The organism is Streptococcus sp. 121 (assembly GCF_016458205.1).
GTDB lineage: Bacteria > Bacillota > Bacilli > Lactobacillales > Streptococcaceae > Streptococcus.
The window spans coordinates 22,147-32,634 of record NZ_JAEMED010000022.1; the positions used below are offsets into that span (position 1 = coordinate 22,147).

At 43.2% G+C, this 10,488-nt stretch carries 11 protein-coding genes; 10 read left to right on the forward strand and 1 reads right to left on the reverse strand.

Annotation, left to right across the window (positions count from 1 at the left end; all coding sequences use genetic code 11):
- Positions 1–18 precede the first annotated feature (18 nt).
- The 7 genes from JEQ21_RS05750 to JEQ21_RS05780 all read left to right on the forward strand — a co-directional run bounded on the left by JEQ21_RS05750 (position 19) and on the right by JEQ21_RS05780 (position 6,980).
- Positions 19–759, forward strand: coding sequence for a Stp1/IreP family PP2C-type Ser/Thr phosphatase (locus JEQ21_RS05750; RefSeq protein ID WP_196967415.1), 741 nt, complete (start codon positions 19–21; stop codon positions 757–759).
- The gene (pknB, locus tag JEQ21_RS05755; RefSeq protein WP_199364495.1) at positions 756–2,678 is read left to right on the forward strand and encodes a Stk1 family PASTA domain-containing Ser/Thr kinase; all 1,923 of its coding nucleotides are present in this window, start codon (positions 756–758) and stop codon (positions 2,676–2,678) included. The genes JEQ21_RS05750 and pknB overlap by 4 nt, the downstream gene beginning before the upstream one ends.
- Positions 2,679–2,895: 217 nt before the next feature.
- Complete coding sequence (gene liaF / locus JEQ21_RS05760; protein WP_196091452.1) at positions 2,896–3,585, forward strand: cell wall-active antibiotics response protein LiaF; 690 nt, start codon at positions 2,896–2,898, stop codon at positions 3,583–3,585.
- Positions 3,582–4,595, forward strand: coding sequence for a sensor histidine kinase (locus tag JEQ21_RS05765; protein ID WP_199364496.1), 1,014 nt, complete (start codon positions 3,582–3,584; stop codon positions 4,593–4,595). The genes liaF and JEQ21_RS05765 overlap by 4 nt, the downstream gene beginning before the upstream one ends.
- Complete coding sequence (locus JEQ21_RS05770; protein WP_199364497.1) at positions 4,573–5,211, forward strand: response regulator transcription factor; 639 nt, start codon at positions 4,573–4,575, stop codon at positions 5,209–5,211. The genes JEQ21_RS05765 and JEQ21_RS05770 overlap by 23 nt, the downstream gene beginning before the upstream one ends.
- Positions 5,212–5,220: 9 nt before the next feature.
- Positions 5,221–6,621 (forward strand): Cof-type HAD-IIB family hydrolase, encoded by a 1,401-nt coding sequence (locus tag JEQ21_RS05775; protein WP_199364498.1) that lies wholly within the window; start codon positions 5,221–5,223, stop codon positions 6,619–6,621.
- Entirely contained in the window at positions 6,618–6,980 is a 363-nt protein-coding gene (locus JEQ21_RS05780) for a S1 RNA-binding domain-containing protein (protein ID WP_199364499.1), read from the forward strand. The genes JEQ21_RS05775 and JEQ21_RS05780 overlap by 4 nt, the downstream gene beginning before the upstream one ends.
- A gap of 38 nt (positions 6,981–7,018) precedes the next feature.
- Here the strand turns inward: JEQ21_RS05780 and JEQ21_RS05785 are convergent, their stop codons facing one another.
- Entirely contained in the window at positions 7,019–7,666 is a 648-nt protein-coding gene (locus JEQ21_RS05785; RefSeq protein WP_199364500.1) for a YigZ family protein, read from the reverse strand.
- Positions 7,667–7,719: 53 nt separating this feature from the next.
- Here JEQ21_RS05785 and JEQ21_RS05790 point away from each other — a divergent pair, with 53 nt between their 5' ends.
- The 3 genes from JEQ21_RS05790 (at position 7,720) to hpf (ending at position 10,294) form a co-directional block, all read left to right on the forward strand.
- A complete protein-coding gene (locus JEQ21_RS05790; RefSeq protein ID WP_199364501.1) occupies positions 7,720–9,009 on the forward strand; it encodes a DEAD/DEAH box helicase in 1,290 nt (429 codons plus the stop codon).
- Positions 9,010–9,188: 179 nt separating this feature from the next.
- Entirely contained in the window at positions 9,189–9,671 is a 483-nt protein-coding gene (locus JEQ21_RS05795; protein ID WP_233340773.1) for a ComF family protein, read from the forward strand.
- Between the two features lie 80 nt (positions 9,672–9,751).
- On the forward strand, positions 9,752–10,294 hold the full coding sequence (gene hpf / locus JEQ21_RS05800) for a ribosome hibernation-promoting factor, HPF/YfiA family (RefSeq protein ID WP_199364503.1): 543 nt from the start codon (positions 9,752–9,754) through the stop codon (positions 10,292–10,294).
- Positions 10,295–10,488: the final 194 nt, after the last annotated feature.

Sequence of the window (10,488 nt, forward strand, 5' to 3'; positions counted from 1 at the left end):
AGGAGGAAATAAGAAGACATGGAGATTGCATTGTTGACAGATGTGGGACAAAGACGTTCCAATAATCAAGATTTTGTCAATCAATTTCGTAACCACGCGGGTAATCCTCTGATTGTGTTAGCCGATGGAATGGGAGGTCACCGAGCTGGCAACATTGCTAGTGAGATGGCGGTGACTGACCTGGGAGCTGCTTGGGTCAATACCGATATCAATTCAATTGATACCATGCGTGCCTGGTTTGAAACCCAATTGGAAATCGAAAATCAAAAAATCCATGCCATGGGACAAGAAGAAGAATTTCGTGGAATGGGTACAACCTTGGATGCTGTTGCTATCATTGGCAACCAGGCTGTTTTTGCCCATGTCGGAGATTCAAGGGTGAGTATCTGGGATCAACAGGAATATATCCAGTTGACCAGTGATCATTCTTTGGTTAATGAGCTCTTGAAAGCGGGGCAAATTACAGAAGAAGAAGCTATGAATCACCCTCAAAAAAATATTATTACCCAGTCTATTGGACAACAAGATCCAGTTAAGCCAGATATTGGCTTAGCTGTGCTTCAGGAAGGGGATTACCTAATTATTAATAGTGATGGGCTTACCAATATGGTGACCAATCAGCAAATTAAGGAAATTCTGGCTAGCGAATTATCGCTTCATGAAAAAGCTGAAACCTTGGTTCAAATGGCCAATGATGCAGGTGGTCTGGATAACATCTCGGTTGCGCTTGTTCGTTATCAGCAGGAGGACCGGCTATGATCCAAATCGGTAAAATTTTTGCTGGTCGTTACAAAATCCTGGAGCAGATCGGACGTGGAGGAATGGCAGATGTCTACCTTGCTAAGGATTTGATTTTGGATGGGGAGGAAGTAGCTGTTAAGGTTCTACGGACAAACTATCAGACAGACCCGGTAGCAGTAGCTCGATTCCAACGTGAGGCTAGAGCTATGGCCGAATTGGACCACCCCAATATCGTTCGTATTACAGATCTTGGGGAAGAAGAAGGTCAGCAGTATCTGGCTATGGAATATGTGTCTGGCCTGGATTTAAAACGTTACTTAAAGGAAAAAGCTCCTCTTAGTAATGAAGAAGCGGTCCGTATCATGGGGGAAATTCTTCTGGCTATGCGTCTAGCCCACATGCGAGGGATTGTCCATCGTGATTTGAAGCCGCAAAATATTCTCTTGACCAAGGGTGGGACTGTTAAGGTCACAGACTTTGGAATAGCGGTAGCCTTTGCGGAAACCAGCTTGACGCAAACCAATTCAATGCTAGGAAGCGTGCATTACCTTTCGCCTGAACAAGCGCGGGGTTCCAAGGCAACTGTCCAATCGGATATTTATGCGATGGGAATTATTTTCTATGAAATGTTGACGGGGCATATTCCCTATGACGGGGATAGTGCAGTTACGATTGCCCTACAGCATTTTCAAAAACCCCTCCCTTCTATTCGGGAAGAGAATCCTCGGGTAGTGAATCCCGTGGAAAATGTTGTCATAAAGGCCACTGCTAAGAAACTGGAAGACCGATATAAGACGGTTGCGGATATGTACTTGGATCTTTCCACCAGTCTTTCTTACGAGCGCCGCAATGAGCCAATCCTACAATTTTCCGAAAAAGAATCAGAAGTTAAAACACTTCCCAAATCCACTCCCAGTCCAAAGGTGACTCCAGCACCGGCCCGTCCGGTAGAACTTCCTGCCAAAAAGGAAGAGGGTGACTCTAAAGCAGAAGAGCCAGCTACTCCAAAGAAAAAGCCAGTCAACAAGAAGAAATCTGGTGCTACCGCCAAAATGAAACACGGTCGTCGGCGTATTCGTATGCGTTACAAGGTGGTTTTTGGAGCCTTTGTATTGGTAGTCTTAGCAGTCTTATCCCTGATCTTCCTTAGTCCGGCATCTGCAGTCATTCCTCAAGTTGAAAATCTACCCTTAGCGGATGCAAGGAGCCAGATTGAGGCTGCAGGACTTGTCGTTGGGAATGTTTCCGAAGAAGCTTCGACAGAAATAGAACCAGGAAATGTCATTCGGACCAATCCGAAATCTGGTACCCAAAGACGTGAAGGTTCAACGGTTGATTTAATTGTGTCGGCTGAGGGAACCCGCTTTAAGATGGAAAATCTGGTGGGAAGGACTCTTAGTGAAGCTGAGCATATCCTACGGGAGGAACATCAGGTGCCTGACCGCTTGATTCAGATTGAAGAAGTAGATGATACCTATGAAGAAGCTGGGACTGTCCTGGCTCAGACTCCTGCGGAAGGAACAGAATTTGATCCGACCGGACGAACGAAGATTGTATTGCAAGTGGCTCGCCAAGCGACCACGATTGAGATGCCTGATTTCACGGGGATGACTTATAGGGATGCGCGGGATATTCTCATTAACTTAGGAGTTCCAGCTAACCGAATCACACGGCGCGTGACGAATGATGTGACAGCTTCCCAGTCCGATATCATTGTTCGGCAAAATCCCTTGGTGGGAAATATTATAGATGTTAAGTCTGCAAATATTGAATTGACGGTTGCAGCGGTTGTTCAAAATCAATCCAGTTATTCATCTAATAGTTCCAGTTTTGATTCATCACCAACAGATGATAGCTTGATCGATACGGATACCAGCACGGAAACCTCAACTTCTAGTCGAAGTGATACATCCTCACAATCCAACATAGAGGAATAATATTGTCTTTTAGTTTGCTTTTAGTACAAGGCAGCGAGTCGCAGACAGTACTGAAGTACGGCAAGACGAGCTAACACAGTAATAAAAGATAAACTAAAAGAGTATACAAAATGAAGAAGGCTTGGGAACTAGACCAGGCCTTTTTTGGTTCTCCGTGGGTTGTTACTGTTCAGGAGGCTTCCCATTTGATACAATAAGAAGGTACAAGGAGCTTGTGATGAGAAAAATTCATTTTTTTGTATTGATCGAGTTAATTCTAGTAACACTCGCTCTCTTAACGATGTTTACAGATGATCTGACAAGAGGGATACTCTTTTTAGTACTCTGTCTCTTGTTGTATCACTATTATCGGGTGGACAGCCAGTCCAATCTACTCCTGGTGGCCTTGAGTTTGTTTCTCTTTCTAGCCTTTAGTCTCAACCCCTTTGGGATGGCAGCTATTATTTTTGGCTTAATTTATGGATTTACAGCCAGTATTCCTTACCTTTATCGGGAACATAAGCCTACAGTAGTTACTCATCTACCACAGGCTGGAACAAAGCAGCGTAATACTTGGATTGGAGATTTCTCTTATTTTTTAGCAGAAGATCAGGATTTTGAGGATTTGAATCTCTTTCGCTTTAGTGGTAATGATACTCTCTATCTAGACCAAGTGGTCATTGGTCCTGAAGCTAATCTTATCCTGATTCGCAAGGTCGTCGGTCACACCAAGATCTATGTCCCAATAGACCTTGCCGTTGAGTTATCTGTGAACACTTTGTATGGAGATGTTCACTTCTTCGATGAATCCTACTATTTGCGCAATGAACAGTTACAGATTCATAGCGAGGATTTGTATCAGGCCAACCGCTCTGTCAAGTTGGTTATTTCCAGCCTCTTGGGGAATGTGGAGGTGATTCGCCGATGAGAAAGGGTGTTTATCTCTTTATTTTTGTGGCAACCTTTGGACTCCTCTTTTTTTTAACGACAAAATTTTTACAATTACTAGACTATAATTGGGTTGATCTCTGGTTAAGAGATTGGATTGGACTCCAGATTTTGGCAATGTTGCTAGCTTTGTCGGTAGGAACAGTCGGTTTGGCCTTTTTGGCTCAGATATGGCGTGCCCAAACCATGCGCAATCGTCTGCATCCAGCCCTAGAACAAATTCGTAAAGGCCAAACCTACACGAGTTTGGATGACCCTATCTTAGACGCTGATCTCCAGCTACTAGGAGAGTCTATTCAAAGTTTGCAGGAAAATCGTCAGGAGCAGGAGAACCAGGAGTTGGTTGAGAAGGCCCAGGTTATCACTGAAGAACGGCAACGAATTGCCCGTGATCTACATGATACGGTCAGCCAAGAGCTTTTTGCCGCAAGCATGATGGTCTCGGGTCTCCGGCAATCCAGTATCGATGCGGATGAAATGCGGGGACAGCTGCAAGGAGTGGAGGGGATCTTGAATACCGCCCAGAATGATTTACGGATCCTGTTACTTCACTTGCGTCCCAGGGAACTGGAGGGACGTGACCTAGTCACTGCTCTTAAAACGTTGCTTTCAGAAGTGGAGGAAAAGAGCTCAATTTCCGCACGTCTAGAAGTTTCGGTTGGAAACTTGTCGTCTGAAATTGAAAACCATTGTTATCGGATTGTGCAAGAGTTTATCAGCAATACCTTGCGCCACGCTCAAGCAAAACATATTGAAGTCTATCTTAGACAGACACCGGGTCAGTTGCAGCTGAAAATGGTCGATGATGGGGTAGGGTTTCAAAAAAATCAAACCAAAGATTTCCATTATGGCTTGGCCAATATGGAGGAGAGGGTAGAAGATATGGCAGGTAGAATGACCCTCAGAACGGCTCCCTATCAGGGAGTCGCGATTGATATTCGCATACCAATTTTAAAGGGAGAACTCGATGAAAATTCTATTAGTGGATGATCATGAGATGGTCCGATTGGGCCTCAAAAGTTATCTTAACTTGCAGGTGGATACCTTGGTTATTGGTGAAGCCAATAATGGCAAGGAAGGCTTGGAATTGGCGCTGGAATTGCGACCAGATGTGATTGTCATGGACCTTTTGATGCCTGATGTCGATGGAATTCAAGCCACATTGAATATTTTGAAAGCTTGGCCGGAAGCTAAAATTTTAATTTTGACCTCTTATCTGGACAATGAAAAGATTTATCCTGTTTTAGAAGCTGGAGCCAAGGGGTATATTCTCAAGACTTCCTCGGCGGATGAAATCTTCAGTGCGATTCGGAAAGTTTCGCAAGGGGAGATGGCTATCCAGACTGAAGTTTCTCAAAAATTCGAACAACACCGCCTCAATCGTCCTTTGCACGAAGATTTAACCCCCCGGGAGCGGGATATCCTCGCCCTTTTGGCCAAAGGCTATGAAAATCAGCGGATTGCAGACGAACTTTTTATTTCATTAAAAACAGTTAAAACACATGTCTCAAATATCCTCTCAAAATTGGCAGTGAGTGATCGAACACAGGCAGTTATCTATGCCTTTCAACATCATTTGGTGCAATCAGATGAGGATTGGGGATAAGGAGTAAACATGAATACTAAAACAAAATACAAGGCAAAAAAAATAAAAATTGTTTTCTTTGATATTGACGATACCTTACGGGTGAAGGACACGGGCTTTATCCCAGCTTCGATTGAGCGTGTTTTTCGTGACTTAAAAAAAGCTGGAATTAAGGTGGGAATTGCGACGGGCCGTTCACCTCTTGGTGTTGTGCCAGAATTGCGAGCCTTGAAACCAGATTATTTGGTAACGATAAACGGGGCTTATGTGGAAGATGCCAAGGGTGAGGTTGTTTTTAGCCAACCCATCCCAGAGGCACAGGTTCAAGCTTATAAAGATTGGGCTGCTAACCAAGAAGTGGCTTATGGATTGGTTGGAAAAGTTCAGGCTAGCCTCTCTAAACGTTCCCCACTCATAAATGAAGCCATTGATGTTGTCTATCCTGGACTTGAGATTGATCCGGACTTGGATCAAAAAGAAGCTATTTACCAAATGTGGACCTTCGAGGAAGGAGAACAGGATTTAGCCTTGCCAGAGGAATTAGCTAAAAATCTTCGTCTGGTTCGTTGGCACACTAATTCATGCGATGTTGTAATCAAGGATATGTCAAAAGCGGTTGGTGTCAAAAAAGTTCTGGAAAGTTTAAACCTCAAGCTGGAGAATCTTTTGGTCTTTGGTGATGGTCTAAATGATTTGGAGGTGTTTGATCTAGCTGGATTGGCAGTTGCCATGGGAGGAGCTCTTGATTCCGTTAAGGACAAGGCGGACTTTGTGACCAAGTCAGTGGAAGAGAATGGAATTGAACATGCTTTAGTGGAAATGGGGCTGATTCCTAAACTGTTAAACTTTCCACAATTGGATTTGGAGAAAGTCGAAGGGCCTGTGGCTAGCATGGAGACCAACCAAGGGACTATGAAGATCAAACTTTTCCCTGATCATGCACCTAAAACAGTTGCCAATTTCCTTGGTCTTGCCAAGGAAGGTTATTATGAAGGGGTAACGTTCCACCGCATCATTGAAGATTTTATGATTCAAGGCGGAGACCCTTCCGGAACTGGTATGGGTGGAGAATCCATTTATGGTAGTGAATTTGAAGATGAATTCCATGAAGAACTTTACAACCTCCGTGGTGCCTTATCTATGGCCAATGCTGGTCCCCATACCAATGGTAGTCAATTCTTCATTGTTCAGAACACAGGTGGAACCTACAATAAAAAAGAATTGGTTCGAGGGGGCTGGCCTGCACCGATTGCAGAATATTATGCAGAAACGGGTGGTACACCTCATTTGGATCGTCGACATACAGTTTTTGGTCAGTTAATGGATCCCACTTCTTTTGAAGTTCTTGATAAGATTGCCCATGTTGAAGTAGACATGATGGATAAACCTTTAGAACCCGTGATCATTCTGAAAATTGAGGTGGAGGAATGAGAATTGGCGAAAAATACAAGGGTGTTGTTAGTGGTATTCAACCCTATGGAGCCTTTGTAGAACTTGAGAATGGGACAACGGGTTTAATCCATATTTCCGAAATTCGGACAGGATTTATTGAGAATATCAGTGACATTTTGAAGATAGGACAAAGTATTACTGTTCAAGTCGTAGATTATGACGAATACTCTGGTAAAGCTAGTTTATCTATGCGAACCTTGGAAGAGGAGAAACATCGCTTCCCTCGACGTCGACGTTTTACGAACGACCGCTATAAATCTGGTTTTCGTCCATTAGGAAAGAACCTTTCTAACTGGACCAAAGAAGCCTTGGCTTATCTGAAAGATCATGAGGAATAGAAAAAGAACTTGCCTTCATTTCAAGGCAAGTTCTTTTTCTATTCTTGGTTCTCATATAGGGGTTGGGGAATCTCAACTTCCCGCAAGCCGACTTCTTGGTAGTTTACTTTTCCTTGATAAAAATCAGTCAAAGTTGCTTGGACTGATTCCAGTCGTTCCTTATCTAGGTAGAGCAGAGTTTGAACCGTATCTGTGAACTGGGTATCGTATTCCTCCAATTCTTGATTCTTTAAGAAATTTCCATATTCTTGATACTGGGAGTAGGAGAGTTCCACCTGCAAGCCCATTTGCTCCTTACGTTGGACAATGCCTAATTCTTTTATCGCTAGAGCCACGCTAGAAGCATAAGCCCTAATCAGCCCACCCGCCCCCAGTTTAATTCCGCCAAAGTAGCGAGTGACAACGACACAGACATTGGTAAGATTGTGATTTTCCAAAACTCCCAGCATAGGTACACCAGCTGTTCCGCTTGGTTCGCCATCATCACTGGAGCGTTTAATTTCGGATTTTTCTCCCACAATAAAGGCCGAGCAATTATGAGTCGCCTTGTAGTGTTCTTTTTTAACAGCTTGAATGAAGGCACGTGCCTCTTCTTCCGTCTTAACCCGCTTAGCCTGACAGAGGAAACGGGATTTTTTAATAGTTTGTTCGGCAGCGCCGTCTTGAGTAATTGTTCTAAATTCCATAATTCTATTGTAGTCAAAGTAAAAAAGAATGCAAGTTTTTCGAATAAAGAAGTATGGAAGTTGAAAAAAATTATTGGGGTCGACGTCTCCCGGCAAGGGAATGGCCAGAAAAACTGAAGTCTGTGGCTCTTACGATGCCAGGCATTGAAAAAATCAAGGGTCAATGGGTTTGTCAAAGGTGCCAAAGTCAGTTAAATGAAACAAATCGTCTCCCGCAAGGGGCCCTCTATTGTCGTGAGTGTATCCAGATGGGGCGCGTGCGATCGGATGATCAGCTGTATTATCTGAAACAGCAGCCTTTTCCGATGACAGAGAGTTGTCGTTGGTTGGGCCAACTTAGCAGCGACCAGGAAAAGGTAGCTCGGATGCTTCGTGACTATAGTATGAAAGGGTGGTCTTGTCTGGTTCATGCTGTAACCGGTGCAGGGAAAACGGAAATGCTCTATCCTTTGCTGACTCATTACCTCAATCAAGGTGGAGTGGTGGGATTGGCAAGTCCTAGGATTGACGTTTGTCGGGAGCTTCATCATCGTTTACAAAGAGATTTTGAAGTGGCTTCTTGTTTTCTCTATGGTGAGGGAGAGCCCTATAGGAGAAGTCAACTCGTTGTGGCGACAGTTCAACAGTTATTTCGCTTCTATCAAGCTTTTGACTTGCTGATTGTTGATGAAGTGGATGCTTTCCCTTTTGATGAAAACGACCAGCTGTATGCAGCTGTTGACCAAGCACGAAAGCCGAAGGCACCCTTACATTTTCTTACGGCCACAACAACGCCTAGGTTGGAAGAAAGGATTCAAAGAGGAGACCTAAAACGCTTGGCCTTGGCTAAACGTTTTCACCAGAATCCCTTGATTGTCCCTCAAGTACATTATTGGTCTGGTTATCAAGCTGGTGGTCGATTGCCTAGGAAGTTTCTGCATTCCTTTAAAGAACAACGTCGAAGCGGCTTTCCGCTTTTGATATTTCTTCCTCTGATCCAATGGGGCAAAGCATTTTATCAACAACTAAGTCAACTGTATCCCCAACTTCGGGCGGCATTCGTCTCCTCCCATTCTCCCAATCGGAAAGAACTGGTCGAAGACTTTCGGACAGGGCGCGTGGAGGTTCTGATCACAACCACTATTTTAGAACGGGGGGTTACTTTTCCAAAGGTGGATGTGTTTGTTCTGGAAGCTGACCATCCTCTCTATACGAAAAGTAGCCTAGTGCAGATAGCAGGACGTGTTGGCCGTAGCCCAGAACGACCAGTTGGCCTCGTATTCTTTTTCGCCCAAGAACAGACTCGTGCTATCAAGCAAGCTATTCAAGAAATCAAGCAGATGAATCAGGAGGCCGGATTTTGAACCGTTGTATCCTTTGTCAAAGCATCATTGTAAGTCCCCTATTATTCGCAGATTTATTTTTTATGGTAAAAAATGAAGAGTATCTATGCTCCATCTGTCGACTATCCTTTCGAAAAATAGATAAAAACTGCTGCCCGTCTTGTCAAAAGTCAGGTAGCTCAGAACTCTGTTCAGATTGTATGTTATGGCAAGAACGAGGACACCCGATTTGTCATACAGCCCTTTACCAATATGAGAAGAACATGGCCGACTATTTTGTTCGTTACAAGCTCTGGGGAGATTACCAGCTTCGTTTTGCTTTTTCAAAAGAAGTAAAAGAAAACCTTAGAAAATGGAGGGGCTATACCGTGGTACCAATACCGGTATCAGACCACAGGTATCAAGAAAGGGGCTTCAATCAAGTTGAAGGATTTCTAGAAGCTGCAGGAATTACCTACTATCCACTATTGAAAAAGGCTGAGGTTGAGCATCAAATTGGAAAGGGGAGGAGAGAACGGTTAGAAATGGAGCAGGTATTTGAATTGAAGCAGTCTCTTAAGGTCTCTAAAGGAGTACTATTAGTGGATGATGTTTACACAACAGGAGCGACTCTGGCCCAGGCTAAGAAAATAATTTATGAAAACGTAAGTCAAAATGTTTTCACATTTTCCATCGCAAGATGAGGAAAGGGCTTGCATTTTTGAAGTGAAAACGATATACTATATATATAGAAAAGCTTCTAGCTTAGAAGGAAGGTATATATATGTTTAAATATAGTATCCGTGGCGAAAACATTGAAGTAACAGAAGCAATACGTAATTATGTTACTGCAAAACTTGAAAAGATTTCCAAGTATTTTCAGGATGATCAAGAGCTCGATGTACGGGTCAATTTAAAGGTATATCGTGAAAAAACTGCTAAGGTTGAGGTAACCATTCCACTTGGCTCCCTAACTCTTCGTGCAGAAGATGTTTCCCAAGATTTATATGGCTCTGTTGACTTAGTGGTCGATAAAATTGATCGTCAAATCCGTAAAAACAAAACCAAGATTGAGAAAAAACATAGAGCCAAAGTTGCGACAGGTCAAATCTTCACCAATGAATTGATTGAGGCAGAAGAAAAAGATCCAGTCAAAATTGTTCGCTCTAAACAAATCGATCTTAAACCGATGAGTGTAGAAGAGGCTACTCTTCAAATGGACCTTCTTGGTCACGACTTCTTTATTTACAAAGATGCAGAAGATGACTCAACTAACGTTCTTTACAAACGTGAAGACGGTGGTTTTGGACTTCTTGAAGTTAAATAAACACCTTCATATCGAGGCTGGGAATTCACCCAGCCTTCATTTTTTTTGAAAAAAATTACATTTCCCCCTTGCCAAGACCAACATCATGTTGTATACTAATAAAGTCCTGAAGGGAGAGTTCCTTAAACGGGACGAAATCAGTAGAATGGTTCGGCACAAACGAACGAAAACAAAAAAACTTCAAAAAAGTTAAA

What these genes read in the sequence shown, in the direction of transcription:
- JEQ21_RS05750 (WP_196967415.1), top strand. Translation starts at nt 19, where the DNA reads ATGGAGATTGCATTGTTGACAGATGTGGGACAAAGACGTTCCAATAAT.
- pknB (WP_199364495.1), top strand. Translation starts at nt 756, where the DNA reads ATGATCCAAATCGGTAAAATTTTTGCTGGTCGTTACAAAATCCTGGAG.
- liaF (WP_196091452.1), top strand. Translation starts at nt 2,896, where the DNA reads ATGAGAAAAATTCATTTTTTTGTATTGATCGAGTTAATTCTAGTAACA.
- JEQ21_RS05765 (WP_199364496.1), top strand. Translation starts at nt 3,582, where the DNA reads ATGAGAAAGGGTGTTTATCTCTTTATTTTTGTGGCAACCTTTGGACTC.
- JEQ21_RS05770 (WP_199364497.1), top strand. Translation starts at nt 4,573, where the DNA reads ATGAAAATTCTATTAGTGGATGATCATGAGATGGTCCGATTGGGCCTC.
- JEQ21_RS05775 (WP_199364498.1), top strand. Translation starts at nt 5,221, where the DNA reads ATGAATACTAAAACAAAATACAAGGCAAAAAAAATAAAAATTGTTTTC.
- JEQ21_RS05780 (WP_199364499.1), top strand. Translation starts at nt 6,618, where the DNA reads ATGAGAATTGGCGAAAAATACAAGGGTGTTGTTAGTGGTATTCAACCC.
- JEQ21_RS05785 (WP_199364500.1), bottom strand. Translation starts at nt 7,666, where the DNA reads ATGGAATTTAGAACAATTACTCAAGACGGCGCTGCCGAACAAACTATT.
- JEQ21_RS05790 (WP_199364501.1), top strand. Translation starts at nt 7,720, where the DNA reads ATGGAAGTTGAAAAAAATTATTGGGGTCGACGTCTCCCGGCAAGGGAA.
- JEQ21_RS05795 (WP_233340773.1), top strand. Translation starts at nt 9,189, where the DNA reads ATGTTATGGCAAGAACGAGGACACCCGATTTGTCATACAGCCCTTTAC.
- hpf (WP_199364503.1), top strand. Translation starts at nt 9,752, where the DNA reads ATGTTTAAATATAGTATCCGTGGCGAAAACATTGAAGTAACAGAAGCA.